31 protein-coding genes are annotated in these 23,922 nt (G+C 70.0%); 21 read left to right on the forward strand and 10 right to left on the reverse strand.

The annotated features are described in order from the left end of the window. Nucleotides 1–38 precede the first annotated feature (38 nt). The 4 genes from ACZ7NC_RS35310 to ACZ7NC_RS35325 form a co-directional block, all read right to left on the reverse strand. Nucleotides 39–227, reverse strand: a complete 189-nt coding sequence (locus ACZ7NC_RS35310) for a hypothetical protein (RefSeq protein WP_471494483.1) — start codon at nt 225–227, stop codon at nt 39–41. A 27-nt stretch (nt 228–254) separates the two neighbouring features. Then, nucleotides 255–1,316 carry a S1C family serine protease gene (locus ACZ7NC_RS35315; protein WP_471494485.1) on the reverse strand — a complete coding sequence of 354 codons (1,062 nt, stop codon included), beginning with the start codon at nt 1,314–1,316 and terminating at the stop codon, nt 255–257. 168 nt (nt 1,317–1,484) lie between these two features. After that, the gene (locus ACZ7NC_RS35320; protein WP_471494487.1) at nt 1,485–2,507 is read right to left on the reverse strand and encodes a LacI family DNA-binding transcriptional regulator; all 1,023 of its coding nucleotides are present in this window, start codon (nt 2,505–2,507) and stop codon (nt 1,485–1,487) included. 127 nt (nt 2,508–2,634) lie between these two features. Continuing rightward, the gene (locus ACZ7NC_RS35325) at nt 2,635–3,414 is read right to left on the reverse strand and encodes a response regulator transcription factor (protein WP_471494489.1); all 780 of its coding nucleotides are present in this window, start codon (nt 3,412–3,414) and stop codon (nt 2,635–2,637) included. A 182-nt stretch (nt 3,415–3,596) separates the two neighbouring features. Between ACZ7NC_RS35325 and ACZ7NC_RS35330 the strand changes: the two genes are divergently transcribed. The 8 genes from ACZ7NC_RS35330 to ACZ7NC_RS35365 all read left to right on the forward strand — a co-directional run bounded on the left by ACZ7NC_RS35330 (nt 3,597) and on the right by ACZ7NC_RS35365 (nt 9,250). After that, nucleotides 3,597–4,466: an alpha/beta hydrolase gene (locus ACZ7NC_RS35330; protein ID WP_471494491.1), complete on the forward strand. Its 870-nt coding sequence runs from the start codon at nt 3,597–3,599 to the stop codon at nt 4,464–4,466. Between the two features lie 79 nt (nt 4,467–4,545). After that, complete coding sequence (locus tag ACZ7NC_RS35335) at nt 4,546–4,800, forward strand: MoaD/ThiS family protein (protein WP_383414364.1); 255 nt, start codon at nt 4,546–4,548, stop codon at nt 4,798–4,800. A gap of 1 nt (nt 4,801) precedes the next feature. After that, nucleotides 4,802–6,181 (forward strand): hypothetical protein, encoded by a 1,380-nt coding sequence (locus ACZ7NC_RS35340; protein WP_471494493.1) that lies wholly within the window; start codon nt 4,802–4,804, stop codon nt 6,179–6,181. Between the two features lie 158 nt (nt 6,182–6,339). Continuing rightward, complete coding sequence (locus ACZ7NC_RS35345) at nt 6,340–7,077, forward strand: LmeA family phospholipid-binding protein (RefSeq protein ID WP_471494563.1); 738 nt, start codon at nt 6,340–6,342, stop codon at nt 7,075–7,077. 240 nt (nt 7,078–7,317) lie between these two features. Beyond that, nucleotides 7,318–7,398 carry an Ms5788A family Cys-rich leader peptide gene (locus ACZ7NC_RS35350; RefSeq protein ID WP_350751515.1) on the forward strand — a complete coding sequence of 27 codons (81 nt, stop codon included), beginning with the start codon at nt 7,318–7,320 and terminating at the stop codon, nt 7,396–7,398. Nucleotides 7,399–7,524: 126 nt separating this feature from the next. After that, nucleotides 7,525–8,364 carry a sulfurtransferase gene (locus tag ACZ7NC_RS35355; RefSeq protein ID WP_471494495.1) on the forward strand — a complete coding sequence of 280 codons (840 nt, stop codon included), beginning with the start codon at nt 7,525–7,527 and terminating at the stop codon, nt 8,362–8,364. A 60-nt stretch (nt 8,365–8,424) separates the two neighbouring features. Then, nucleotides 8,425–8,712 (forward strand): DUF1416 domain-containing protein, encoded by a 288-nt coding sequence (locus ACZ7NC_RS35360; RefSeq protein WP_003991226.1) that lies wholly within the window; start codon nt 8,425–8,427, stop codon nt 8,710–8,712. 271 nt (nt 8,713–8,983) lie between these two features. Continuing rightward, complete coding sequence (locus tag ACZ7NC_RS35365; protein WP_471494497.1) at nt 8,984–9,250, forward strand: DUF3099 domain-containing protein; 267 nt, start codon at nt 8,984–8,986, stop codon at nt 9,248–9,250. On the opposite strand, the gene ACZ7NC_RS35370 is transcribed toward ACZ7NC_RS35365, so the two are convergent. After that, entirely contained in the window at nt 9,244–9,606 is a 363-nt protein-coding gene (locus ACZ7NC_RS35370; protein ID WP_471494499.1) for a DsrE family protein, read from the reverse strand. The genes ACZ7NC_RS35365 and ACZ7NC_RS35370 overlap by 7 nt on opposite strands. Nucleotides 9,607–9,709: 103 nt before the next feature. Between ACZ7NC_RS35370 and ACZ7NC_RS35375 the strand changes: the two genes are divergently transcribed. From ACZ7NC_RS35375 to ygfZ, 6 genes are all read left to right on the forward strand, one after another. Further along, a complete protein-coding gene (locus ACZ7NC_RS35375) occupies nt 9,710–10,483 on the forward strand; it encodes a hypothetical protein (RefSeq protein ID WP_471494501.1) in 774 nt (257 codons plus the stop codon). Then, on the forward strand, nt 10,480–11,316 hold the full coding sequence (locus ACZ7NC_RS35380; protein WP_471494503.1) for a hypothetical protein: 837 nt from the start codon (nt 10,480–10,482) through the stop codon (nt 11,314–11,316). Before ACZ7NC_RS35375 ends, ACZ7NC_RS35380 begins: the two co-directional genes overlap by 4 nt. After that, nucleotides 11,313–12,188: a hypothetical protein gene (locus tag ACZ7NC_RS35385; RefSeq protein WP_471494506.1), complete on the forward strand. Its 876-nt coding sequence runs from the start codon at nt 11,313–11,315 to the stop codon at nt 12,186–12,188. Before ACZ7NC_RS35380 ends, ACZ7NC_RS35385 begins: the two co-directional genes overlap by 4 nt. Before the next feature lie 227 nt (nt 12,189–12,415). Then, nucleotides 12,416–12,991 carry a heme-binding beta-barrel domain-containing protein gene (locus ACZ7NC_RS35390; RefSeq protein WP_471494508.1) on the forward strand — a complete coding sequence of 192 codons (576 nt, stop codon included), beginning with the start codon at nt 12,416–12,418 and terminating at the stop codon, nt 12,989–12,991. A gap of 16 nt (nt 12,992–13,007) precedes the next feature. After that, nucleotides 13,008–13,445, forward strand: coding sequence for a Fur family transcriptional regulator (locus tag ACZ7NC_RS35395; protein WP_471494510.1), 438 nt, complete (start codon nt 13,008–13,010; stop codon nt 13,443–13,445). Nucleotides 13,446–13,454: 9 nt separating this feature from the next. Further along, complete coding sequence (gene ygfZ / locus ACZ7NC_RS35400) at nt 13,455–14,420, forward strand: CAF17-like 4Fe-4S cluster assembly/insertion protein YgfZ (protein ID WP_471494512.1); 966 nt, start codon at nt 13,455–13,457, stop codon at nt 14,418–14,420. A 12-nt stretch (nt 14,421–14,432) separates the two neighbouring features. Here ygfZ and dtd read toward each other — a convergent pair whose 3' ends face one another. After that, nucleotides 14,433–14,858 carry a D-aminoacyl-tRNA deacylase gene (dtd, locus tag ACZ7NC_RS35405; protein ID WP_471494514.1) on the reverse strand — a complete coding sequence of 142 codons (426 nt, stop codon included), beginning with the start codon at nt 14,856–14,858 and terminating at the stop codon, nt 14,433–14,435. 191 nt (nt 14,859–15,049) lie between these two features. On the opposite strand from dtd, the gene ACZ7NC_RS35410 reads away from it, so the two are divergent. Next, on the forward strand, nt 15,050–15,673 hold the full coding sequence (locus ACZ7NC_RS35410; RefSeq protein WP_471494516.1) for an RsiG family protein: 624 nt from the start codon (nt 15,050–15,052) through the stop codon (nt 15,671–15,673). A 133-nt stretch (nt 15,674–15,806) separates the two neighbouring features. Further along, nucleotides 15,807–17,066 (forward strand): GNAT family N-acetyltransferase, encoded by a 1,260-nt coding sequence (locus tag ACZ7NC_RS35415; protein WP_471494518.1) that lies wholly within the window; start codon nt 15,807–15,809, stop codon nt 17,064–17,066. Nucleotides 17,067–17,242: 176 nt separating this feature from the next. On the opposite strand, the gene ACZ7NC_RS35420 is transcribed toward ACZ7NC_RS35415, so the two are convergent. Then, nucleotides 17,243–17,422 carry a hypothetical protein gene (locus ACZ7NC_RS35420; RefSeq protein ID WP_471494520.1) on the reverse strand — a complete coding sequence of 60 codons (180 nt, stop codon included), beginning with the start codon at nt 17,420–17,422 and terminating at the stop codon, nt 17,243–17,245. A gap of 150 nt (nt 17,423–17,572) precedes the next feature. Between ACZ7NC_RS35420 and ACZ7NC_RS35425 the strand changes: the two genes are divergently transcribed. Continuing rightward, a complete protein-coding gene (locus ACZ7NC_RS35425) occupies nt 17,573–18,490 on the forward strand; it encodes a winged helix-turn-helix domain-containing protein (protein ID WP_471494522.1) in 918 nt (305 codons plus the stop codon). Nucleotides 18,491–18,529: 39 nt separating this feature from the next. Here ACZ7NC_RS35425 and ACZ7NC_RS35430 read toward each other — a convergent pair whose 3' ends face one another. Then, entirely contained in the window at nt 18,530–18,718 is a 189-nt protein-coding gene (locus ACZ7NC_RS35430; protein WP_383414318.1) for a hypothetical protein, read from the reverse strand. A 154-nt stretch (nt 18,719–18,872) separates the two neighbouring features. On the opposite strand from ACZ7NC_RS35430, the gene ACZ7NC_RS35435 reads away from it, so the two are divergent. Both ACZ7NC_RS35435 and ACZ7NC_RS35440 read left to right on the forward strand, forming a co-directional pair. Beyond that, on the forward strand, nt 18,873–19,751 hold the full coding sequence (locus ACZ7NC_RS35435) for a winged helix-turn-helix domain-containing protein (RefSeq protein ID WP_471494525.1): 879 nt from the start codon (nt 18,873–18,875) through the stop codon (nt 19,749–19,751). A gap of 29 nt (nt 19,752–19,780) precedes the next feature. Next, nucleotides 19,781–20,500: an HAD family hydrolase gene (locus ACZ7NC_RS35440; RefSeq protein ID WP_471494527.1), complete on the forward strand. Its 720-nt coding sequence runs from the start codon at nt 19,781–19,783 to the stop codon at nt 20,498–20,500. On the opposite strand, the gene ACZ7NC_RS35445 is transcribed toward ACZ7NC_RS35440, so the two are convergent. Next, the gene (locus ACZ7NC_RS35445; RefSeq protein WP_471494529.1) at nt 20,491–20,673 is read right to left on the reverse strand and encodes a hypothetical protein; all 183 of its coding nucleotides are present in this window, start codon (nt 20,671–20,673) and stop codon (nt 20,491–20,493) included. The two genes, ACZ7NC_RS35440 and ACZ7NC_RS35445, sit on opposite strands and share 10 nt — an antisense overlap. A gap of 176 nt (nt 20,674–20,849) precedes the next feature. Here ACZ7NC_RS35445 and ACZ7NC_RS35450 point away from each other — a divergent pair, with 176 nt between their 5' ends. Continuing rightward, a complete protein-coding gene (locus tag ACZ7NC_RS35450; protein WP_471494531.1) occupies nt 20,850–21,737 on the forward strand; it encodes a winged helix-turn-helix domain-containing protein in 888 nt (295 codons plus the stop codon). A gap of 3 nt (nt 21,738–21,740) precedes the next feature. On the opposite strand, the gene ACZ7NC_RS35455 is transcribed toward ACZ7NC_RS35450, so the two are convergent. Beyond that, complete coding sequence (locus ACZ7NC_RS35455) at nt 21,741–22,589, reverse strand: HAD family hydrolase (RefSeq protein WP_471494533.1); 849 nt, start codon at nt 22,587–22,589, stop codon at nt 21,741–21,743. Nucleotides 22,590–22,707: 118 nt separating this feature from the next. Between ACZ7NC_RS35455 and ACZ7NC_RS35460 the strand changes: the two genes are divergently transcribed. After that, a complete protein-coding gene (locus ACZ7NC_RS35460) occupies nt 22,708–23,823 on the forward strand; it encodes a phosphotransferase family protein (RefSeq protein ID WP_471494535.1) in 1,116 nt (371 codons plus the stop codon). Nucleotides 23,824–23,922 lie beyond the last annotated feature (99 nt).

Consider the following 23,922-nt stretch of genomic DNA (forward strand, 5'->3'; position numbering starts at 1 on the left):
GGGCTGAGCGGGCGGAACGCCTTCAGCCTCGCACGTTCTCAGCCGCGTACGGTACGGCGACGGCCGCGGGCGGCGGCGGTACGGCGGCCCGCGCGCGAGTCGGCGGTCGCCAGCTCGGGCGCCCGGGACGCGGCCGTCGGGGCGTGCAGGGCACCGGCGACGGCGAGGGCCAGGGCGAGGTCGGCCGGGCCGACGCCGGTCGCGGTGTGCTCGATCTGCTGGATCATGGTGCGCTCCCGCTTGCGTCTCGTGGTTCAGTCGGTGGAGCCGGCCCGCAGCTTCGCGAGGTCGGCCTTGACGGTGTTGATCGGGATCGCGAAGCCGAGGCCCACGCTGCCCGCGTCGGACGAGCTCGAACCGGCGGCCGAGTACATCGCCGAGTTGATGCCGATGATGTTGCCGTTCATGTCGATCAGCGCGCCGCCGGAGTTGCCGGGGTTCAGGGACGCGTCGGTCTGGAGGGCCTTGTACGTCGTCGTGGACGAGCCGGTGTCGCCGTTGAACTGCTGACCGCCGAACTCGAACGGCCATCCGCCGCCCTGCTGTTGCTGCCGGCCCTGGCTCTCGTCCGTCGAGACGGTCACGTCACGGTTGAGCGCGGAGACGATGCCGCTGGTGACGGTGCCGGTCAGGCCCTCGGGCGAGCCGATCGCCACGACCTGGTCGCCGACCTGGACCCCGTCGGAGTTGCCGAGGGTGGCCGTCGTCAGCCCGGAGGCGTTCTGGAGCTTGATCAGCGCGAGGTCCTTGCTGCTGTCGGTGCCGACGACCTCGGCGGTGTACTCCTTGCCGTCGCTGGTCGTCACCTTGACCGAGGAGGCGCCGGAGACGACGTGGTTGTTGGTGATGATCTCGCCGTCACTGGTGATGATCACGCCCGAGCCGGTGGAGGAACCGGCGTTGGACTGGGCATTGATCTCGACGATGCTCGGACTGACCGCCTTGGCGACCCCGGAGACCGTGCCCTTCTGGCTGGAGGGGACGACGTTGGCGCTGGTGGAGCTGGAGGTGGCGACGGTGTCGCTGCCGGTGAGCTCCTGGATGCCGTACGCCGTACCGCCACCGATCGCCGCGGCGACGATCGCCACGGCGGCGAGCAGGGCGACGGGTCCACGGGGCCGGCGCCGCGACCTCGGCGGGTGGGCGACGGGCTCGGTGAGGAGTGCGGTGGGGGCTTCGCCGCCCGGCTGGACCGTCGGCTCGTGCGCCGGCGGGGGCGGCCACTCGGGGTTCATGGGGGAGGAGGCGTGCTGCTGGGCGTACCCGGACTGGTACGGGTTCTCGTGATCGCCGCTGCGGCGGAAGCTCTCGGTCATGGCAACGAGCTTGTCGCCCGACCATGAGAGCTTCCTGAGTGCCGACTGAGAAGCCCGGCAGAAGGTCGTATGCCCGATATAAAGGCGGTTCTGGAAGGGTGGCGAGCTCTCTCAGACAAGCTTCAGAGAGTTGCCCTCAGCGCTCAGGCGCACCCTCAGACGCACCGCTCAGGCGCACCCGCACGACCGGCGCGCGACCAGCCGCGAGGGAAACACCTTCAGCCGCTCCCGCCGCGACCCGGCGACCCGCAACCCGTCGTCGAGCACAAGATCCACCGCGGCCCGAGCCATCGCCGACCGGTCCGACGCGACGGTCGTCAGCGGAGGATCCGCCAGCGCCGCTTCCTTGATGTCGTCGAACCCGGCGACCGCCAACTCCCCCGGAACATCGATCCGCAGCTCGCGCGCCGCCCGCAGCACGCCGATCGCCTGGTCGTCGGTGGAGCAGAAGATCGCGGGCGGGCGGTCCGGCCCGGCGAGAATGTCGAGCGCTATGCGATACGCGTCGTAGCGGTTGTACGGCGCCTCGAAGAGCCGCCCCTCGGTGGGGATCCCCGCCTCGGCCATCGCGCGCCGCCAGCCCTCGACGTGGTCGGAGACCGGGTCGCCGACCGCCGGGGTCTCCGCGGTGCCGCCCATACAGGCGACGTACTCGTAACCGTGCTCGATGAGGTGGCGTACGGCGAGCTGGGCGCCGCCCAGGTCGTCCGTCACGACGGCGACGTCGTCGATGGCCTCCGGGCGCTCGTGGAGGAGCACGACCCGGGCGTCCCACGCCTCGATCTCGGCGGCGGCCAGGTCGTTGAGCGCGTGGGAGACGAGGATGAGCCCCGAGACGCGCATACCGAGGAAGGCCCGCAGGTAGTGGACCTCGCGCTCGCCGACGTAGTCGGAGTTGCCGACGAGGACCATTTTTCCGCGCTCGGCGGCGGCCCACTCGACCGCGTGCGCCATCTCCCCGAAGAAGGGCTGGCGTGCGTCCGGCACGATCAGGCCTATGAGATCCGTACGCCGCGACGCCATCGCCTGGGCGACCCGGTCGGGGCGGTAGCCCAGCTCCTTGATCGCGGCGAGGACACGCTCGCGCGTGGCCGGGGCGACCGGCCGGGGTCCGTTGTTGATGACGTAGCTGACGACGGCAGTGGAGGTACCTGCAAGTCGCGCGACGTCATCGCGAGTCACCTTGGCCACGCGCGGAGTCTACGCGGATGGACCCGCTCTGGGCAGGGCGTGAAGGAGGTCCCTTGCCGCCCGGCCGTCACCCTTCTGCGCGAAAGTTGCGCCGGTGACGCCCCGCCCGAGCGTCCGCTGTGCCTTTCTATGCCTCGGCCGTGACCTCGACGCCGTCCAGGGCGCCCGCCTCGTCCGTATCCTCCGGCTTTGCCTGACCGGCCTTGGCCTTGGCCTCGTCGCCGGACCGGTCGCCCTTCTCCGGGGTAACGAATCGATAACCGACGTTCCGGACGGTCCCGATCAGTGACTCGTGCTCGGGGCCGAGCTTCGCGCGCAGACGTCGTACGTGGACGTCGACCGTCCGGGTGCCGCCGAAGTAGTCGTAGCCCCAGACCTCCTGCAGCAGCTGTGCGCGCGTGAAGACGCGGCCCGGGTGCTGGGCGAGGTACTTGATGAGCTCGAACTCCTTGAAGGTGAGGTCGAGGACCCGCCCCTTGAGCTTGGCGGAGTAGGTCGCCTCGTCGACCGACAGGTCGCCGTTGCGGATCTCCATGGGGGAGTCGTCGTTGACGATCTGCTGGCGGCCCATGGCGAGCCGCAGTCGCGCCTCCACCTCGGCCGGGCCCGCGGTGTCCAGCAGTACGTCGTCGATGCCCCAGTCGGCGGTGACGGCGGCGAGGCCGCCCTCGGTCACCACGAGGACGAGCGGACAGCCGGGGCCGGTCGACCGCAGCAGCTGGCACAGGCTGCGGACCTGCGGCAGGTCGCGCCGGCCGTCGACGAGGATCACGTCGGCGCCCGGGGTGTCGACGAGGGCGGGGCCCTCCGCCGGAGCCACGCGCACGTTGTGCAGCAGCAGGCCAAGTGCCGGGAGCACCTCCGTCGACGGCTGGAGGGCATTGGTCAGGAGCAGCAGTGAACTCATACGTCTGGTTCCTCCTCGGTCCCTGCGAGGACGTGTTTGGTACGTCACCTGCTCTGCGATCCCGGGGAGCTCGTACACCTGCGGTCACCTGGAGTTTCCCGCTTCGTATACAACGCGTCCGAAAGCACAAAAGGACCCGGGGGCTACGCTGCCCGAGTCCTCTGTCCAGCAGAATAGCCGACATGGGCGCTGGTACGGCAGGTCATGTGGCACGATCGACGGTTCGTCCGAACTTTGAGACGGTCAGACGTACACCTTTGCGGACGATTCTGGCCGCCGATGACGGGGTGGCGATCGATTCCGTATACGACCCGGGCACGGTCGTATACGACGCCTCGCGTTCATCCACCGGTGACCTGGTCTTCGTCGTCGCCCACGGCTTCACGGGCGACGTGGACCGGCCGCATGTACGACGGGTGGTCGCCGCCCTCACCCGGCACGCCGCCGTCGTCACCTTCTCCTTCCGCGGGCACGGTGCCTCGGGCGGGCGCTCGACGGTCGGCGACCGCGAGGTGCTCGACCTGGCGGCCGCGGTGCGCTGGGCCCGCGAGCTCGGGCACACACGCGTGGTGACCGTCGGCTTCTCCATGGGCGGCTCGGTGGTGCTGCGGCACGCGGCGATGTACGGCGAGAGGGAGGGCGGGGCCGGAGCGGACGGGGCGCACACGGACGCGGTGGTGTCGGTGAGCGCGCCGGCGCGCTGGTACTACCGGGGCACTCCCCGCATGCGCCGGCTGCACTGGCTGGTGACCCGGCCCGAGGGACGTCTGGTGGGCCGCTACGGATTCCGCACCCGGATCCATCACCGCGGGTGGGACCCGGTGCCGATGTCCCCGGTGGAGGCCGTCCCGAGGATCGCGCCCACACCGCTGCTGATCGTGCACGGCGAACTGGACGGCTACTTCCCCCTCGACCACCCGCGCATGCTGGCCGACGCGGCCGGTGACCATGGCGAACTCTGGCTGGAGCCCGGCATGGGGCACGCCGAGCACGCGGCCTCCGAGGGACTGCTGGCCCGGATCGGGGACTGGGCCGCCGGCCGGGCGGGCTAGCCTGGTCGATGCTCACCGCCCTTGCTTCCTGACGTCCTGACTTCCTGGCGGTGATCACGTCAATCGATTGAGGAACCAGATGGCAAAGGTCACGGTGCGCTACTGGGCCGCCGCGAAGGCCGCCGCCGGGGTCGCCGAGGAGCCGTACGACGCGGACACGCTCGCCGAGGCGCTCGACGCGGTGCGTGCGCGACACCCCGGGGAACTGACGCGCGTACTGCGGCGATGCTCGTTCCTCATCGACGGTGACCCCGTGGGTACCCGCGGACATGAGACGGTACGGCTGGCCGACGGCGGCACGGTCGAGGTGCTCCCGCCGTTCGCAGGAGGGTGAGATGACCAACCAGCCGTATGAGGGCGGGACCCCTTATCAGGGGAACCAGCAGGGTCACGAGGGATACGACCCGTACCAGCGGCAGACGCCGCCGCAGGGGTGGCCCGCACAGCAGCAGCCGTACGACGATCCGCAGGCCGCCCAGCAGTACACGCAGCAGTGGCAGGGGCAGACCTGGGAGACCCAGATGCAGCCGCCGGTCCCGCCGGCCGCGGCGCCGGAGACGGCCTACGTGCCGCCGCAGACGGGGGCGGCGGCGGGGCCTTATGTCACCGGGTACCAGGACTCGGCCGGGTACCAGGACCAAGTCGGCTACCAGGACCCAGCCGGGTACCGGGACCAAGGGGCTGCCTCCTCGGAGTACCGGGGCGGGCATGCGCCGGGGTATCAGGCGGGGGGCTGGGACGGGGTGCCGTCTCAGGGGCACGCGCAGGCTCAACCTCAGCCTCAGGTGCAGGGGCAGACCGGGCAGTCGTATGCCCAGCCCCGTCCGCAGGCACAGGCACAGGCGCAGGCGCAGCAGGTTCGCGCCCAGGCGCCCCGGTCCGGCGCGGAGGCGGAGGCTGACGCTGAGGCCGAGCAGGGGGACGGCCCCTCCTACGGGCCCGCGACCGTCGCCGGGAACTCCCGTATCACCGACGCCCAGCGGGCGCGGCTCGAGGGCCGTTCCCCGATCATCGGGCCGGGGATGCAGCCGGCCGGGCTCACGGCGCTGCTGGGGCTGCTGCTCTCAGTGGCGGCTGCCATCGGGTCGTACGCCCTGCTCGTACCCCTCGTCGCCCTGCAGGCGGTGACGGCGGCGGGCTGGTTCCGGCTGAACGGCATGTGGCCCGCCCGGCAGGGCATCGCGCTGGCCTTCGCGGGGGCGCTGACGGCGGACGTGGCGTTGCTCGCCGCGGACCGTGCGCCGGCGGCGATCCTTGGCACGCTGGGTGTCTGGGTGCTGCTGGCGCTGGTCCTCCAGCTGCGGTCGCACGCGGATCCGGATGAGCGGATGTACGGGCTGATGGCGGCGGTGGCGTCCGCGGCGCTGGCGATCGTCGCCTCGGGGTACCTCGCGGCGGAGGCGGACGCGGTGACGGTGGGCGCGGCGGCGGTCGCTGTCGCGGTCGTGGTGCGGGCGTTGCCGTTGCCCACGGTGGCGTCCGTGGCGGCCGCGTTGCTCGCGGGTGTCGGTGCGGGTGCCCTGGTCGGTGCGATCACCGGGGTGGGGGCCGGTGGGGCGCTGCTCGGTGGGGGCGCGGCGGTGTGTGCGCTGATCGGGCACCGGGTGGCGAGCTACGACTATCCGTCTCGGTTCGTTCACTTCACCGCGGGCGTGGCGCTGCCGTTGGCTGCCGCGGCGCCGGTGGTCTATGTGCTGGGGCGCGCGCTGGTCTGAGGCGCCGGGGGTTCCTCGCCGGTGATCCCTCACCTGTCACAGCTGATCGACAATCCCGCCGTCTCCCGCCACGCCAGGGTTACCCTCGCGCTGGACGGCCACCCGGTCGTCGGTGACCGTCGTCGTTGATGACCGTTCAGGTGGGGGAACACCACAACATGCGCGCCCTGCGGATACTGCTGATAGTCGTCGTGATCCTGGGCGGACTCTTCGTGCTGGCCGACCGGCTCGCCGTCGGGTTCGCCGAGGACGAGGCGGCCGGGAAGCTTCAGGCCAGCGAGAGCCTCGCCGACGCCCCGGACGTGTCCATCAAGGGCTTCCCGTTCCTCACCCAGGTCGCGAGCGGCACGCTGGACGACGTCGAGGTCGGCATCAAGGACTACGAGGCCGCCGCCGGCCCCGACGGCAAGACGATCAGGATCGACGACCTCAAGGCGAACATGAAGGGCGTCGACTTCTCCGGCGACTACAGCTCCGCGACCGCGGCCAGCGCCACCGGCACCGCGTCCGTCACCTACGCCGAACTGCTGAAGACCGCCAAGTCCGAGCCCACCCAGGTCGCCCCCGGCGTCACCGCGAACGTCGTCGGCCTCTCCGACGGCGGCAACGGCAAGATCAAGGTCGCCGTCGAGGCCACCGTCCTCGGCACCAAGCTGCCCAACCCGGTCTACGTCCTCAGCTCGGTCACCGCCCAGGGCGACACCGTGCGGGTGAAGGCCGACACGCTGCCGAACTTCGGCGGCGCCGACATCGCCGAGAACCGGGCCCGCGCGATCACCGACTTCGAGCAGAAGATCGACGGCCTCCCCGGCGGCATCCAGCTCGACAGCGTCCAGGCGGCGAAGGACGGCGTCGAGATCACGGTGAAGGGTTCGAACGTCCGCCTCGCCGGGTAGTACGGCGGCGGGCGGAGCCCCTGGGCTCGTGGGTCCGTTGGCTCGTGGCTCCGTGGAGTGTCTCGCGTCCAATTGGCGAGACGGCGTCGTCCGTACCGTAGATGTGACGCGAGACGCATGCCTCAGGAGACTGCGTAACGGCCAACCCGAAGGCTCTCCCTTCCCACATCCCGGACGATCGTGTCTCAGAATGCGACACGCCGGTGACACGCCCGCCTGTCTCTCCCTACGATCGAGGCCATGAAGCGACAGGCGGATCTCACGAAGCGGCGGGCAGTGGACCTCTGCCGCGTTGCCGCCATGCTCTGTCGCCCCTTCTGAGCGGAAGCTTCGACTTCTGCGTTTCCCCCTGCCCTGACCAGGGCACAGGTGCGCCGTCTCGGCATGATCCCGCGCACCCCCTCACACTCGCACGCCCCGCCGCAACTGCCCCGGAGGAGAGAAGAGATGAGCCGCAGCGACGTCCTCGTCGACGCCGACTGGGTCCAGGAGAACCTGGACGACCCCAACATCGCGATCGTGGAGGTGGACGAAGACACGTCCGCCTACGAGAAGAACCACATCCAGAACGCGATCCGCATCGACTGGACCAAGGACCTGCAGGACCCGGTCCGCCGCGACTTCATCGACCAGGAGGGCTTTGAGAAGCTCCTGTCGGCGAAGGGCATCGCCAACGACACGCTGGTGATCCTCTACGGCGGCAACAACAACTGGTTCGCGTCCTACGCCTACTGGTACTTCAAGCTCTACGGCCACGAGAACGTCAAGCTTCTCGACGGCGGCCGCAAGAAGTGGGAGCTGGACGCCCGCGAGCTGGTCGAGGAGGTCCCGGAGCGCCCGGCGACCGACTACAAGGCCAAGGCGCAGGACAAGTCCATCCGTGCCTTCCGTGACGACGTCGTCGCCGCGATCGGCTCGCAGAACCTGGTCGACGTCCGCTCCCCCGACGAGTTCAGCGGGAAGCTCCTGGCCCCCGCCCACCTGCCGCAGGAGCAGTCCCAGCGTCCGGGCCACGTCCCGTCCGCCCGCAACATCCCGTGGTCCAAGAACGCCAACGACGACGGCACCTTCAAGTCGGACGAGGAGCTCAAGGAGCTCTACGCCGAGGAGCAGGTCGACCTGGCGAAGGACACCATCGCCTACTGCCGTATCGGTGAGCGCTCCGCGCTGACCTGGTTCGTCCTGCACGAGCTGCTCGGCGTGGAGAACGTCAAGAACTACGACGGCTCCTGGACCGAGTACGGCTCCCTCGTCGGCGTTCCGATCGAGCTCGGCGCCAACAAGTAAGACCCACCCGTAGATCCCGACCGGCCTTCCTTCCGGTCAGACCCCAATCTGGAGAAAGACATGTGTGGAGCGAAGGCCGGCGGCCCCGACGCCTCGACGATCAAGCCCGGTGAGACCACGATCCAGGGTCAGGTGACGAAGGACGGCGAGCCGGTGGTCGGTTACGTCCGACTGCTGGACTCGACCGGCGAGTTCACCGCGGAGGTCCCCACCTCCGCCACGGGCCAGTTCCGCTTCTACGCGGCCGAGGGCACCTGGACCGTCCGCGCCCTGGTCCCCGGCGCCACCGCCGACCGTACGGTCGTCGCCCAGCAGGGCGGCCTGGCGGAGGTCGCGATCGCGGTCTGAGACGCCTCGGTCCCTGAAGGGCCGCATCCCACGGGTTGGACACCTGGGATGCGGCCCTTCGGCATGCCGGGACGGCAATCGGACCTACGCTGGAAGCACGCGGGCACGGCGACGGCATCTGGCCCCTCTTTGACGCGTCCCTTGCACTGCTTCGCAGGCTGCGGGGCGCTGCGCCGGACTCCGTCCGTCGGCTCGTGGCGGCCCTGTCCGCTCGCGTGGGGCGTGCTTTCGGGGTCGCGCTGAACCGGCTGCCCGGACCTACGCTGGAAGCATGTACGCACGGCGACGGCACTTGTACTTCGCCATGATGGGGACCTGTATCGCGCTCTTCGTCCTGGCCTGGGCCGTCGTGCGGCTCTGGTCGATTCCGGCGGCCGTGGCCATGTGTGTGGTCGCCATGGTCATCCCGCCGCTCGCCGCGATGGTCGCCAACCGGCGGGGCCCGGAGGACCGCTGGTGGGACGACCCCTCCGGCGACCCGAAGTCCGACGAGTGGTGGGACGAGCTGGACGGCAAGAAGCGCCCGCGGTCTCAGTAGACGAGCGCCTGCGTCTCGTCCCCGAGTGCCTCCTGCACGAAGACCTGCGCGCCCGCGATGCGTACGCCCTCGATGACGTCCTTCTCCGTGATGTCCCGGCGGGCCGCGCACTGGGTGCACAGTGTGAGGCGCCCGCTCGCGAGGACGGAGTCGATCAGGTCGGGGAGCGGGGCCGCGTGCGGGAGTTCGAACTCGGCGGCCTGGCCCGGGAGGGCGAACCAGGCGGACTCCCCGGTCAGCCACACGGAGACCTCGACACCGCTCGCCACGGCCACTGCCGCCACCGTGAACGCCTGTGAGCAGCGTTCGGGGGCGTCCGCCCCGGCCGTCACCTTGATCACCAGCTTTTTCGCCATGGCCGAATCGTAATCAAGTCCCCTACAACCCCGTGTGCAGGCCATGGGTCTCCTGTGCGCACGAATACGGAATACAGACTTCACGTTCTGTTGGGGGGACGTTTTGGAAGAACCCGAACCCATACGCGAGGTGCCCGGCCCGGAGCCCACCGATCCGCCCCGCCCGCCCCGTCCGCGGCGCCGCGGACGGACCGCGGCGCTGATCGCCGGTGCCGCCGTGCTGGGGCTGGTGGCCGGGACCTGCGCCGGATACCTCGTCCAGGCCGACCGCGAGCCCACCAAGCTGCCGCCCCTGTCCCAGCCCGTGGTCAAGCAGGCCAAGGGTGAGGCCGAGCCGCTGTCGGCCGCCGAGGACCGCCGGCTGCGGACCGACGGCGACCTGCGCAAGCTGCTGCTCCAGCGGCCCAAGGGCGCGCGCGACTCCGAGGTCGAGGTCGGCACGGACGGCTGGATGGACCTCGGCGAGTTCGCGGACACCTACGAGGAGCCGGACGAGGTCTTCGGCGACCTCATCAGCGACGAGTTCCGCCGCGCCGCCGTCACCAGCTGGCGGGTGGGCAGCACGTACACCGTCGAGATCCGGCTGGTGCAGTTCCGCCAGCAGCAGGCCCTGGCCGCCGCCGAGCACGCCGACGACGGGCACTACTGGGCCGAGGAGGAGTCCCGCACCCGCAGCTGGGCCATCCCCGGCACGGGCGACGGCATGGCGTACGTGCACGACGGCCTCCAGCAGGAGGCCGGCTACGTCCCGCTGTACGGGGCCGAGGCGCACGCCTGGCGCGGTGACATCGCGATGGACATCTGGGTCTACGACACCAAGCCGGTCTCCAAGAAGAAGATCATGGATCTCGCCGAGCGGCAGGTGGGACGGCTGTGAACGAGACGCCCGAGATACCTGAGACACCCGAGATCGTGCAGAGCCCCCCGAGCCCCCCGAGCCCCGCGCGCAGGCGCCCACGGCCCGGGCGTATCGCCGCCGTCGCCGGGATCGTCCTGCTGCTCGGTGCCGTTGTCGCCGGTGCCGGGTACACCGTGGTGACCGTCCAGGACGCCGACCGGGACCCGGGCCTGCCCAGCTGGAAGTTCCCCAAGCCGGCCGCGGCCGACGGCAAGGCGGACGGCAGGACCGACCAGGCGGCCTCCGGGCTGCGCGGGCTGCTGCTGCCGTACGACGAGAAGGGCTACACCCGGGGTCCCGACCTCGGGGAGTTCGGATCCGACGCCGAGCTCAGCGGCCGTCAGGCCACGGCGCTGCGCGAGGAGTCCCTCAAGGACCTGCCCCGCAGCGACCGCCGGCAGCTGCAGAAGGAGCTCGACAAGCAGCCCATCAAGGGCATGGTGATGCGCAGCTACTACAACGCGGACAGCTACGCGATCTACCACAAGACGGCCTTCGACGTGAGCGTCACCCTGGCCCGGCTGAAGAGCCGTGACGCCGCGCGGAACGTCGCGACGTCCCAGAACGAGTTCCTGTCCGACCTGGGCATCTTCCGCAAGGGTCCAAAGCTGCGGGGCCACAGGAACGGCCAGTGCTTCCTGACGCCCAAGGGCCTCGACGAGAAGCTCGACCGCGTGTACTGCACGGGCTACTCCGGCGACCTGCTGATCAGCGTGACGGCGTCCGGCGTCAGGCCGGTCGACCTGAACAGCATCGGGATGTTCGTCACCGCGCAGCTCGACCGCATCGACGACCCGGGGAAGGCCGTATGACCGAGCAGCAGCCCATCGCGACGGTGCCCCCGGCGGACGTACTACCGCCGATGCCCGAGGCGCCGCCCGCCGTGGCGCCCGTGGTGGACGCCGCGGCGCCGGTGAAGAAGGACCGCCGCGTCCTGCGGGCCGTCCTGCGCTGGACCGCGGCCGTCGTCGTCCTCGCCGCGGTCGGCGCCTCCACGGCGTACGGCATCACGCGGATGGAGCGCACCGACGTGCCCGGTCTGGCGACCGAGACGGACGGCCGCTGGACGTACCCGGAGATCACCAAGCCGCCGCTGCCCTCCGGCAGCCCCGCCCCGTTCGCCGAGGCCAACGCGGCCTCCGCGCACTACGCCGACCTGCGCGCGCTGCTGCTGCCGGCGCCCGAGGGGGCCAAGGCCGACAAGGCGCTCGCCGGACGGGACGGCTGGCTGGCGACGAAGGACTTCCTGTCGGCGTACGCGTCGAAGGAGGACCGCGACGACCTCGGCCAGGTGTTGAAGGACCACGGCCTGCGGCACGTCGCCGCTCGAGGCTGGACCACCCAGGACGGCACGCACACCCGGATCTACCTGCTGCAGTTCGACTCCGGCCAGGTCGCCGACGTGCTCCAGCAGGACCACCTGACCAGCTACGACTCGCCCAATCACGCGCTGCGCGGCGCCGCCGAGGTGCACACGGACGAGGAGTTCCCGAGCGAGGCGCTGGTCATGAACGTGCGGCACTACTCCTACACCGAGGCCAAGCCCTACGGCGCCGAGCAGTTCCGCCAGGCCTACCTGGTGTCGGGCGACGTCGTGGGCCTGGTGGTGCAGTCCCGCAAGGGCGGTGCGGCGGCCGTACCGTTCCAGCAGACGGTGATCCTCCAGAGCCAGTTGCTGGACTGACCCCGCGAGGGCGTACCTCACGGGGAGGGCCGGTCCCCGGCCGCGTAAGCTGGGGGCCGGCCCTGTGCACGTACCGCTCAACCTCCGCTCAATCGAGGAGCACCCCGTGGAGATCTTCTTCGAAGCCCTGCTGGTCCTGGTCTGCGTCGGCGTCCTCGCCTTCGCCGGACTGACCGTGAAGAAGCTGTACCAGGGCCAGCGCTGACCCATACCAGGAATCCAAGCTCATGATCGAGATCCCGTCCGACCTCCACAAGGACCTCGTCCCCCTCGCCTTCCTGCTCGGCAACTGGGCGGGTGCGGGTGTGCACGACTTCCCCGGCTCCGAGAAGTGCAACTTCGGGCAGGAGGTCACCTTCACCCACGACGGCCGGGACTTCCTCGAGTACCAGTCCCACACCTGGGTGCTGGACAACGAGGGGAACAAGGTCCGGCCCCTGGAGTCCGAGCACGGCTTCTGGCGCATCGACGCCGACCGCAAGGTCGAGGTGACCATGGTCCGCGACGACGGTGTCGTCGAGATCTGGTACGGCGAGATGGCCGCGAAGAAGCCGCAGATCGACCTGGTCACGGACGCGGTGGCCCGCACGGCGGCCTCGGGCCCGTACACCGGCGGCAAGCGGCTGTACGGCTACGTCAAGAGCGATCTGATGTGGGTCGGCGAGAAGCAGACCCCCGAGGTCGAGCTGCGCCCCTACATGTCGGCCCACCTGAAGAAGGTCGTCAGCCCGGAGGAGGTCGAGCGCTGGGCCAAGGCCCTGCCGGACGATCTGCCGGACGACGGCATCGCCTTCTTCAAGTAGACCTAGACTCGTCGGTGTGGTGAGCACCGACTGGAAGAGTGACCTCAGGCAGCGCGGCTACCGGCTGACGCCGCAGCGGCAACTCGTGCTCGAAGCCGTGGACACCCTGGAACACGCGACCCCCGACGACATCCTCGGCGAAGTGCGCAGGACGGCGTCGGGGGTCAACATCTCCACCGTCTACCGCACGCTGGAGCTGCTGGAGGAGCTGGGCCTGGTCAGCCACGCCCACCTCGGCCACGGCGCCCCCACCTACCACCTCGCCGACCGCCATCACCATCTGCACCTGGTGTGCCGCGACTGCGAGAACGTCATCGAGGCGGATGTGACGGTGGCCGCGGACTTCACGGCCAAGCTGCGCGAGCAGTTCGGGTTCGACACCGACATGAAGCACTTCGCGATCTTCGGCCGCTGCAAGGAATGTTCCCTGAAGGGTTCAAGTACCACGTCGTAGGCTTGCCCCATGAAGAGCCCCCTGCTGACCCTGCCCGGCGCCGTGCCCGCCGAGGGCGTGGACGAAGGCGTCGCCGCCCACTACGGCGATCTGTTCCGCGAGCAGCGCGCCCTCGCCGACGGCGCCGGTTTCGTCGACCTGTCGCACCGCGGTGTCATCGCCGTCTCCGGCGACGACCGGCTGAGCTGGCTGCATCTGCTGCTCACCCAGCATGTGAGCGACCTGCCGACGGGTGAGGCCACCGAGGCGCTGATCCTCTCGGCGCACGGCCACATCGAGCACGCGCTGTATCTGGTCGACGACGGTGCGACGGTCTGGGCCCACGTCGAGCCCGGCACCCAGGAGGCGCTGATCGCGTACCTGGAGTCGATGAAGTTCTTCTACCGGGTCGAAGTCGCCGACCGGACCGAGGACTTCGCGGTCGTGCAGCTGCCCGCCGGCTCGATCGCCCAGGTGCCGGAGGGCGTCGTCGTACGCGAGACGGCGTACGGCCGTGACCTCTTCCTCCCCCGGGCGGACCTGGAGTCGTACGCGGAGAAGGCCGGCCCGCCGGCCGGGATCCTCGCCTACGAGGCGTTGCGTGTCGAACAGCACCGCCCGCGGCTCGCCTTCGAGACCGACCACCGCACCATCCCGCACGAGCTGGGCTGGGTCGGCACGGCGGTGCACCTGCAGAAGGGCTGCTACCGCGGCCAGGAGACGGTCGCCCGCGTGCAGAACCTCGGCAAGCCCCCGCGCCGCCTGGTCTTCCTGCATCTGGACGGCAGCGAGGTCCATCTGCCGACCCATGGCACCGAGCTCCACCTCGCGGACGAGGGCCCCGACGGCCGCAAGATCGGTTTCATCACGACATCCGTACGGCACCACGAGCTGGGCCCGGTCGCACTCGCGCTGGTCAAGCGGAACGTGCCGGTGGACGCGCGGCTGGTGGCGGGGGATACGGCGGCGGCGCAGGAAGTGGTCGTGGAGCCGTAGCTCCTCGGCGCTCTAGACGTCGATGAGGACGGTGAAGGGGCCGTCGTTCGTCAGGGACACCCGCATCTTGGCGCCGAACCGGCCCGTGGCCACCGTGGCGCCCAGGGCGCGCAGTTGGGCGACGACCTCGTCGACGAGCGGCTCGGCGACCTCGCCGGGGGCGGCGGCGTTCCAGGTGGGCCTGCGCCCCTTCCGCGCGTCGCCGTAGAGGGTGAACTGGCTGATGACGAGGAGCGGGGCGTCGATGTCGCCGCACGACTTCTCGTCGTTCAGCATGCGGATCGACCAGAGCTTGCGGGCGAGTTGGGCCGCCTTCTCCTTGGTGTCCTCGTGCGTGACCCCGACGAGCACGCACAGCCCCTCGCCCGTGATCTCGCCGACCGTCTCACCGTCCACGACGACGCTCGCGCCGTCCACTCTCTGCACCACTGCTCGCATGCCGCCATCATGCCGTGCGCGGGGAGGTGACCGGGACGGGCGTCTCGGCAACGTGCCGGGGACCTCTTTGGGGGCTTCTTTTTGATCCTTAACCCCCCATCTGGGCCTGTTCATGGGCACTCGGTCACATAGCGGCCAGTTGGAGTGGCACGATGCTTCCCACACGCGGGTCGAGGGGACGGTTGAGGCAGATGAGCACACCGAGTACCGAGCAGCCGCCCGGGGCTGTCATGTGGACACACGCGGGCCAGCTGGAGGGTCTCAGGCCGCCCACACAGCGCACCGCGGACGATCCCGGCCCGGGCCCGCACGCGCCGCTGCCCGTGCAGCCGTCCGAGCAGGACCTGACCCTGCTGAGTCTGCCCGAACTGCGCACCCTGCGGCGGGACGCCCAGCGTGACGAGGCGGACCTGAGTTATGTACGGCGACTGCTGCAGGGCCGGATCGACATCCTGCGGGCGGAGCTCGCGCGGCGCTCCCCGGCGGGCGCGGCGTCCGTGGTGGACCGCCTCCCGGAGATCCTCACCGACGCCCCCGCCCGCCACCGCTCCTCGGCCCGCCATGTGACCCTGGGCACCCCGCAGAGCGAGGAGTACCGACGGCTCGCGGCCGAGATGCTGGCCGAGGTGGAGCTGTCCGACCTCCAGGCCCGCACGGACACCGAACTGATCACCGCGATGGGCCGCCTCGTCCGCTACGAGCAGCAGGTATCGGGCCGCCGTCAGCGCTTGCAGCAGACGGCGGACGAGTGCGGGACGGAGATCACCCGCCGGTACCGGGAGGGCGAGGCGCAGGTGGACGATCTGCTGACGTAGCGCACCAGAGGCCCGTTCAGGGCCGACAGCGGGGGGTCTGGGGGCGGCAGCGGGCGGCAGCCCCCGGAAAGCACCCGGCGGGGGCGGGGAAAACGCGGCGACACCGCCACGCCCGCCCGCCTACCGTGGCCCCATGAGCCGTCCCGAACCCCACATCGACGTCCGCCCCATCGACGAGGCCGACATCCCCGACTGGATCCGGGCGCTGAACACCGGATTCCTGAGGGCTCCCGGCGTCGAGGAGACGGAGATCGCGGACCGGGCGTCGTACATCGTCCCGAACCGCACCCTCGGCGCCTTCGACGTCGGCCGCTGCGTCGCCACGTTCCGATCCTTCGCGCAGGAAATCACCGCCGTAGGCGGCACTCCCGTCCCGGCCGACGCCATCTCGAACGTCACCGTCACCCCCACCCACCGCCGCCGCGGCCTGCTCACCCGCATGATGGCCCACGACCTGGCGGCGGCGAAGGACCGCGGAGACGTCGTGGCGACCCTGATCGCCGCCGAGTACCCGATCTACGGCCGCTACGGCTTCGGCCCCGCCACCTGCACCGCCCAGTGGACCATCGACGTCCCCCGCACCGGCCTGGACCCCAGATGGGCGGGCCCCGAGGACGGCGGTCGTATCGACCTCGTGGACGGCGCGGACGTACGCAAGATCGGCCCGGAGCTGTACGAGCGGGTGCGCCGTGCCCAGCCCGGAGCCGTCGACCGGGGCGAGCGGTGGTGGCAGGTCGTCACCGGCGCGCTGCGACTCGACAGGTCCGCGTGGACCGAGCCGTTCTTCGCCGTGTACCGCTCGGCCGCCGGCGAGGTCGAGGGACTGGTGTCGTACAAGGCGGACGAACACTGGGGCGACGGCAAGCAGCCGCTCAACACGGCGACCGTCAACTGGCTGGACGCCTCGACCCCGGCCGCCGAACGCGCCCTGTGGCGCTACCTGTGCTCCATCGACTGGATCACGACGGTGAAGAGCGGCTGGCGGGCCCCCGACGACCTGCTGCCCCACTTCCTGCCCGACCCACGGGCCGCGCGGATCACGACGCTGGCGGACTGGCTGTGGGTGCGGATCCTGGATGTCGTACGGGCTCTGGAGGCGCGTACGTACGGCGGACAGGGCACGCTGGTGATCGAGGTCGTGGACGGCGCCGGGCTGACCGGCGGCCGGTACCGGCTGGAGGCGGCCGGGGACGGGGCGTCCTGCACGCCGACCACGGCCACCGCCGAACTCACCCTGGACGTGGCCGACCTGGCCACTCTCTGGCTCGGCGACGAGTCCGCCGTACGGCTCGCCGCGCTGGGACGGGTGCGGGAAGAACGAGCGGGCGCCGCCCGGTCGGCCGACGCCCTGCTGCGTACGTCCAGGCGACCTTGGTGCCCGGACATCTTCTGAGACCTCCTCTCGGCCGACGACAGATCGCTCATCCGTAGCGAGCTTTCAGTTGTGGTTGTTCTTCAGTTGTGGCTGTGCGAGCGCTATTCGGTTGTCGCTGTGAAGTTGTGACTGTGCGGACTGAACGGGCTCCCGGCTCCCCTCCGGAAGGGAGCCCGGCCAGCCGAACCTGGTCCCTAGTGGGCGAGCAGCATGACGAGGATCACCGCGCCGATGCCGCCGATCATGGTGTTCTTGGCCTTGATTCCGATGGACAGGGCGAGAAAGGCGATGATGCCCATCGGCCCGTACTTCCACTGGACGAGTTGTTCGAAGCCAATGACGAGCGCGGCGACGGCGAGGTAGATGAGCGGCATGCCGTTCTCCTCCCGGGACGAGCCAACCTTCTTGAAGTTTGGCCATGTTGCCTAAGTTGGCGACCAACTTCACTGTACTTATGACCGCTTGGAAGCGTCTCATAACCACCTTCCCCTGAACTGCCTAAAGATGGCGGGAAGTTGTAGTGTTTGGTCGTGGAGCCGAAACACGCCTCCGCCAATGGGCGGAAGAGGTCACAGCGGCCACAGAAGTCACATCGGGAGGTGGCCGACGAGCTGCGCGCCCGGATCCGCTCGGGCGAGTTGCGGCCCGGCCAGCGCATGCCCACCCAGGCCAAGCTGGCGGACGAGTTCGGCGTCGAGCGCGGAGCCGTACGGCAGGCGTTGCGCATCCTGCAGTCGGAGCACCTGCTCACCAACGTGTCCAAGGGAGCTCCGGCCACCGTCGCCGCCGACGTCGGCAAGGCGCTGACCGGCCCCGGAGCCCCGCCGGCGCCCACGATGGTCGCCCTCGCCCCGCGCATCGCCTCCGCCTTCGCGGCCCCGCACGTCGAGATCGACGCCCTGTGCCTCACGGCGGTCTCCCTCACGCTGGCCATGGGTGAACCGCTCCGCCAGATCCACGCCGGACGGCTGAAACCGGCCAAGGTCGACGTCCGTGTCCTGCTGCCGAGCCGGGACATCCCGCTCGCCTTCCCGACCCCGGTGGACGACTCGCCGGACGACGCCGACGAACAGCTGCGTCGCCGCTGGCTCGCCCAGCGCAACGCCCAGGGCCAGGTGCTCCGGCACAATCTGCTGGCGCTGCGCGCCACGCACGGCATCGACGTGGGGATCACCTTCCGGGCCCTGCCGTTCACCCCGCCGGTGAAGCTCTACCTGCTGAACGGCGTGGAGGCGCTCTTCGCCTACTACACGCTCAGCCGCCGCGAGGTGGAGATCGGGCAGCGGCATCTGGAGATGTACGACGCTCCGGGCGTCCGGTCCACGCTGTTCGCCTTCGAGCAGGGGGCCGGGCTGCGGGACATGACGTTCGTGGAGCAGTCCCATGTGTGGTTCAACGCGCTGTGGGAGACGATCAGTTCGGAGCTGCAGCTCACGAGCTGATCATCCCCCACAGCCTTTGACCCGCGTTTTCATAGCGGCTCACAGGGCCGGTCCCGAGACCAGGATCGCGAGGACCACGGCCCCTATGGAACTGACGGTCGGGCTCTTGGCCTTGATGCCTATGGTGAGCAGCAGCAGGCCGATGATGCCGGTGGCGCCGTACTTCCACTGGAGGGTCTGTTCGACGCCGACGACGAAGACGGCGGAGAGGAGTGCGAGGACGGGCATCGGTGTTTCCCCCTTCGGGCTCCTGGGAATGGAAGGATTACTTCCGCCAACTCAACCAACTTGACGCCAACTCTGACTAAGTTGTCCCCACTTGGCACCTACTTTGAAACAAGCTACAAACAACTCCCACTAGATGGATGCGAGTTGTAGCGTTTTGGTCGTGACCCAGGAGAACGTGGCAGTGAACGGCAGCAGGAGACTCTCTCCGCAGGAGATCGCCGACATCCTGCGGGAACGCATCCGCGTAGGAGACCTCAAGGCGGGCGACCGCCTGCCCACCCAGGCCGAACTGGCCGAGGAGTTCGGCGTGGAGCGAGGCACCGTACGCCAGGCCCTGCGCGCGCTCCAGGAGGACGGGCTGCTGACCAATGTGAGCAAGGGGAGTCCGCCGCGGATCGCCCTGCCGACCCCCACGAGGGGCGCTCCCCAGCCGACGATGGTCAGCCTGGCTCCCCGCCTGACGGAGGCCTTCGCGGCCCCGCACGTGCGCGTGGACGTCGTATGCCACACCTCCGAAACCCTGATGCTGGCCCTCGGCGAACCGCTGCGCCTGATCCACGAGGGCTCGATCCACCCCGAGACCATCGACGTGCGGATCCTGCTGCCCTCCCGGGACATCAACCTCGCCTTCCCGGTGCTGGTGGAGGGGCGCGGAGAGGGCGATCCGGTGCACGACCGGTGGCTGGGGATGCGCAACGCACAGGCTCACGTGCTGCGCCACAACCTCTACGCCCTGCGCTCCACGCACGGCATCGACGTGCGGATCACCTTCCGCGCCCTGCCGTTCACCCCTCCCGTGAAGCTCTACCTGCTCAACGGCGACGAGGCGCTGATCGGCTACTACGTCCTCACCGAGCGCCAGGAGGAGTACGAGAGCCAGACCCTGGACATGTACGACGCCCTGGGCTCCAAGTCCCTCCTCTTCTCCTTCGTCCAACAGGCCGGACAGCGCGATGCCGCGTTCGTGGAGGAATCCCAGAAGTGGTTCGACGCCCTCTGGGAAACCATCACCACTGACCTGACACTCTCCTAGTGACTTCTGATACGACGCAGACTGAACCCGTGACCGCAGAGACCGAGAACGACACGGAACAACTCCGGGAACTGATCACGCGCGCCAGCGTCGTGCTCTGGGACTTCGACGGACCGATCTGCCGGCTGTTCGCCGGGCACTCGGCGGAGCGGGTGGCGACCGACATGGTGGAGTGGCTGGAGGGGCGGGGCCTGCACGGACTGCTCACGGAGGACGAACGGGAGTCGCTGGACCCGCATGTCGTCCTGCGGGCCGTCGACCGCCGGCACCCCGGCAGCGACCTGGTGGCGGAACTGGAGGAACGCCTCACCCAGGAGGAACTCCGGGCGACCTCCTCCGCGATGCCCACCGCGTACGCCGACCCGCTGATACGCACCTGGCGGGCGGTCGGATCCCGGTTGGCCATAGCCACCAACAACTCCCCCCGAGTGGTCCGCGCCTATCTGACCAGCCGCGGGCTGCTCTCCTGCTTCAGTCCCCACATCTACGGGCGCACCCAGGACCTCCACCAGCTCAAGCCGGACCCGCACTGCCTCAACCGGGCCCTGAGCGCCATGGGTGCCGCCCCCTCGTCCGCCCTGATGATCGGCGACACGCCCTCGGACCTCGTCGCCGCGAGCAGCGCCGGTGTCCCGTTCCTGGGCTACGCGCGTAACGGCCACAAGGAGAAGCTGCTGCGGGAGGCCGGGGCGACGTCCGTCGTCGCTTCGCTGAGCTCGGTGCTGCCGCTGGTCCGGGCTCAGGCCTGACTCATCAGGAACACGAACACCACGACCGCCCCGACCGCGAGCCGGCTGTGCCGGGCCCGGATCCCGATGAAGACGGCCGACAGGACGACCAGTCCTGTGGCCCCCAACTTCGCCTGCGCCATCAGACTCAGCGTCAACTCGGTTAATGCGCACAGCGCCTGAGAAAGCACCATGTCCCCCACCCGCACCCTTCGAATCATCGGGCCCCACCCAACTGCCTTGCCAATTGGGCTGGTTGGCCTGAGATTGGTCTTCCCTGGCCGCTAGATCCCTTAACTGGACCGGTAGTTGGACTGCCGACTTGACTGAAATTTGTGTGCCGGTGGGCGAGAAGCGGTACGGTCGGCATGTGGGTGGACAGCGGGCCGCCGAGGGAGGCGGCAAGGAGTTCGAGCGGGTGCTGGACGCACTCGTCCTCCGTATGTCCGACGGGACCTACCCCCTGGGCTCCCTGCTGCCGCCGCAGCGCGAGCTGGCCCAGGATCTGGCGGTCTCCCGGGACACCGTCCAGCGGGTGCTCAAGGAGCTCTCGGAGCGGGGGCTCGTCGAGTCACGGCAGGGCAGCGGATCCCGGGTGATCGGATCGCCGGTGCCCCAGGAGGCCCAGCAGCCCGCCGGACGCGTGGAACGGCGGGGCCCCACCACCCTGGGACCGCACATAGCGAGGGCGTTCGAGCAGCCCGAAGTCTCCCTGGACGTCTTCACCTTCACCTCCGAGTCCCTGGCCGGGCACATATGGCTCCAGGTCGAGCGGATCCGCACCAGGGAGATCGCCCCGCGGCGGATAGCCCTGCGCATGCTGCTGCCCTCGGAGGACATGCCGTTGCCCTATCCGCGGGCCATCGCCGACCCGGAGGACCCCCGGCCGCTGGAGCGGCTGCGCGACATCACCCGGCGCAACACCCAGTCGCTGCGGCTGACCCTCGGGGAGCTCAAGGCCGAGAAGCTGGTGGGAGAGGTCGACGTCGAGGTCCGGTGGGCACCGCTCACCCCGACGTTCAAGCTCTACCTCTTCAACGGCACCGAAGCGCTGCACGGCATGTACAAGGTGGTCGAACGCCCCATCGTGCTGGGCGAGGGGACGATCCCCGCCATCGACGTCGTCGGGCTCGGCGCCGTCCTGGAGCACTTCGTGGCGGGGGACGACCCGGACTCGCCGGGCTCCGTGGTCGTGACCGAACGGCAGACGTGGTTCGACTCGGTCTGGGACCATCTGGCGACCCAGTCACCGCGGTGACGCTCAGCAGGGCAGGGGCGTCGAGAGCACACGCGCGACCGGTTCGAACGAGCCGACCACGCCCCGAGCGCCCCGGCGCCGCATCTCCGCCGCCGTCTCCTCGTCCCGTGTGAAGCCTAGGAACGGCACCTTCGCCGCCCGGGCCGCCGCGAGGTCCGTGAGCTGGTCGCCGATCAGCAGGGTCCGGGACGGGTGCGGGTCGCCGAGCTCGGCCAGGGCCCGGCGTACGACGTCGGGGTGCGGCTTCATCAGACGGGGGTCGTACGGGTCGCGGCCGCACACGGCTGTGAAGTGCCCCAGGAGGTCCCGCCGTTCGAGGTACTCGCGCACCGGGCCCTCGGAGTTGTTGCTCGCGACCAGCAGGGTCTTGCCGAGCAGCGCCAGCGCGCCCACCAGCTCGTCGGCGCCGGGCGTGGCAGCCGCCCGGCGCACGGCCCGGTACTCGTGCCGGGTGACGATGCCGTCCGCCCAGTCCAGCCGCGTCCCGCCGGGGCCGTCAGCGCGTCGTACGGCCATCTCGGCCAGGCGGCGCAGCACGCCGTGGGAGTCGGCGCAGTCCTCCACACGGGGGTCGAGCCGCCCCCACTCCCGCCGGGCCCGTTCCTTGACCTCGTCGGCGATGTACGCCGTGCAGGCGCCGCCGAACAGGTCGCACACGGGGCCGTCGAAGTCGAGCAGTACGGCGTCGGCCCGGCCGAGGACGCGGCGCAGTGTGTCCGCGTCGCCGTGGCCGCCGTAGGTGGCGCATGTCGTCATCACCGGCACAGTGTGCGGCGGCGCGACCGGGCGCCGGGCGCCGTGGACGGGGGTGTCGGCGGCCTCGGCGCTCGTACGGGTCAATGGAACGCTCACCCGACTCAGGGGTTCTGCGCGAACGGACGAATCACTTCTGGCACGATGCGCACTCACAGGGGGATGCCGTGCAACACTTCCCCGCCACTGACGCGGGGAACGGTCGAGAGAGCGGGCGATGTCAGCCGAAGGGGTGTCCCCGACACGGGAACGAGCCGTCCATTTGAGCGGCGGTGATGCGAGCGCGGTCGAAGGACCGCTCAAGGGCTATCACCACGAGACCTATGTGATCCCCCTGCCCGAGGCGCCGGGTGAGGAGGACGAGGAGGACGGGGAACCCGTCCGGGCCAAGTGCAGAGCGCCGCGCCGTGGGCTGCTGTGGTTCGACCGGCGCTGCTTCGTCTCGGAGGAACAGCTGCTGGAGGCGCTCCAGGGCCGGATCACCGGTATCCCGGAACTCATCGAGGTGGGTGACATCCGGCTCCAGCGGTTCATCGAGGGCCGGACGCTGGGCTCGCGGTACGCCGCCGGGCGGATGGTCCCCGAGCGCGTACTCGACCAGATCCTGGATTTGTTCCGGCAGTTGATCCGGATCTCGCCGGGGTCCCTGACGGCCGAACGGCGCTGTGTGCGGGAGGACCGTGCCGAGGACGGGGACTGCGCGGGGTTCCTGGAGGGACTCCTCCGGTTCGCCGAGGAGCGCGTCTACCGGGACAACCTCGCGGACTTCGAGGACCTCTTCGGTGCGCTGGGCGTGGACGAGGACTGCTTCCGGGCACTGCGCAAACACGTCGTGGTCCCGGGCCTGGCGGAACGTCCCTTCAGCCTGCTGCACGCCGACCTGCACCGCGAGAACTTCGTGCTCGACCCGGCCGCCCGGCTGTGGACCATCGACTGGGAGCTGGCCATGCTGGGCGACCCGCTCTACGACCTCGCCACGCACCTCTATCTGATGCGCTATCCGGCCGAGCAGGAAGGCCGGTTGATCGAGCGCTGGTGTGCGGTGGCCGAGGAGATCAGGCCCGGCAGCACCGAGGGCTGGCAGGACGACCTGCCGAGGCTGCTGGACTTCAAACGGGCCCAGAGCGTGTTCACCGACGTCGTCCGGGCGACCCAGATCCTGGACAACGGCAGGGCGTTCAACTGGCGGCGATGGCCGGCCGAGGCCCGAAAGGTGCATCGGGTGCTGGCCCGGGCGGCCGTACCGCTGGGGCTCGACGACGTGCCGAGCCTGCGGACCGTGGCCACGTCGCTGCTCGAGTGGTACCGACTCCGTGAGCCGCGCAACCCATAAGGTCGACAGAACGACTTCGGCCCGCGCGCTGCCCCCATGTTGCTCTACAGTCTCGACAAGGCTGTTCTCCCTCCCTCAGGAACGCGCAGCACAGGAACG

The sequence above is a fragment of the Streptomyces sp. NPDC111802 genome, assembly GCF_055634335.1.

Coding starts and splice junctions, on each gene's coding strand:
- ACZ7NC_RS35430 (WP_383414318.1), bottom strand. CDS start 18,718: ATGCCCGTCCTCGCACTCCTCTCCGCCGTCTTCGTCGTCGGCGTCGAA.
- ACZ7NC_RS35460 (WP_471494535.1), top strand. CDS start 22,708: ATGTCAGCCGAAGGGGTGTCCCCGACACGGGAACGAGCCGTCCATTTG.
- ACZ7NC_RS35355 (WP_471494495.1), top strand. CDS start 7,525: ATGAGCCGCAGCGACGTCCTCGTCGACGCCGACTGGGTCCAGGAGAAC.
- ACZ7NC_RS35360 (WP_003991226.1), top strand. CDS start 8,425: ATGTGTGGAGCGAAGGCCGGCGGCCCCGACGCCTCGACGATCAAGCCC.
- ACZ7NC_RS35325 (WP_471494489.1), bottom strand. CDS start 3,414: ATGAGTTCACTGCTGCTCCTGACCAATGCCCTCCAGCCGTCGACGGAG.
- ygfZ (WP_471494512.1), top strand. CDS start 13,455: ATGAAGAGCCCCCTGCTGACCCTGCCCGGCGCCGTGCCCGCCGAGGGC.
- dtd (WP_471494514.1), bottom strand. CDS start 14,858: ATGCGAGCAGTGGTGCAGAGAGTGGACGGCGCGAGCGTCGTCGTGGAC.
- ACZ7NC_RS35445 (WP_471494529.1), bottom strand. CDS start 20,673: ATGGTGCTTTCTCAGGCGCTGTGCGCATTAACCGAGTTGACGCTGAGT.
- ACZ7NC_RS35385 (WP_471494506.1), top strand. CDS start 11,313: ATGACCGAGCAGCAGCCCATCGCGACGGTGCCCCCGGCGGACGTACTA.
- ACZ7NC_RS35310 (WP_471494483.1), bottom strand. CDS start 227: ATGATCCAGCAGATCGAGCACACCGCGACCGGCGTCGGCCCGGCCGAC.
- ACZ7NC_RS35330 (WP_471494491.1), top strand. CDS start 3,597: ATGGGCGCTGGTACGGCAGGTCATGTGGCACGATCGACGGTTCGTCCG.
- ACZ7NC_RS35345 (WP_471494563.1), top strand. CDS start 6,340: ATGCGCGCCCTGCGGATACTGCTGATAGTCGTCGTGATCCTGGGCGGA.
- ACZ7NC_RS35350 (WP_350751515.1), top strand. CDS start 7,318: ATGAAGCGACAGGCGGATCTCACGAAGCGGCGGGCAGTGGACCTCTGC.
- ACZ7NC_RS35370 (WP_471494499.1), bottom strand. CDS start 9,606: ATGGCGAAAAAGCTGGTGATCAAGGTGACGGCCGGGGCGGACGCCCCC.
- ACZ7NC_RS35410 (WP_471494516.1), top strand. CDS start 15,050: ATGAGCACACCGAGTACCGAGCAGCCGCCCGGGGCTGTCATGTGGACA.
- ACZ7NC_RS35340 (WP_471494493.1), top strand. CDS start 4,802: ATGACCAACCAGCCGTATGAGGGCGGGACCCCTTATCAGGGGAACCAG.
- ACZ7NC_RS35390 (WP_471494508.1), top strand. CDS start 12,416: ATGATCGAGATCCCGTCCGACCTCCACAAGGACCTCGTCCCCCTCGCC.
- ACZ7NC_RS35415 (WP_471494518.1), top strand. CDS start 15,807: ATGAGCCGTCCCGAACCCCACATCGACGTCCGCCCCATCGACGAGGCC.
- ACZ7NC_RS35315 (WP_471494485.1), bottom strand. CDS start 1,316: ATGACCGAGAGCTTCCGCCGCAGCGGCGATCACGAGAACCCGTACCAG.
- ACZ7NC_RS35335 (WP_383414364.1), top strand. CDS start 4,546: ATGGCAAAGGTCACGGTGCGCTACTGGGCCGCCGCGAAGGCCGCCGCC.
- ACZ7NC_RS35365 (WP_471494497.1), top strand. CDS start 8,984: ATGTACGCACGGCGACGGCACTTGTACTTCGCCATGATGGGGACCTGT.
- ACZ7NC_RS35420 (WP_471494520.1), bottom strand. CDS start 17,422: ATGCCGCTCATCTACCTCGCCGTCGCCGCGCTCGTCATTGGCTTCGAA.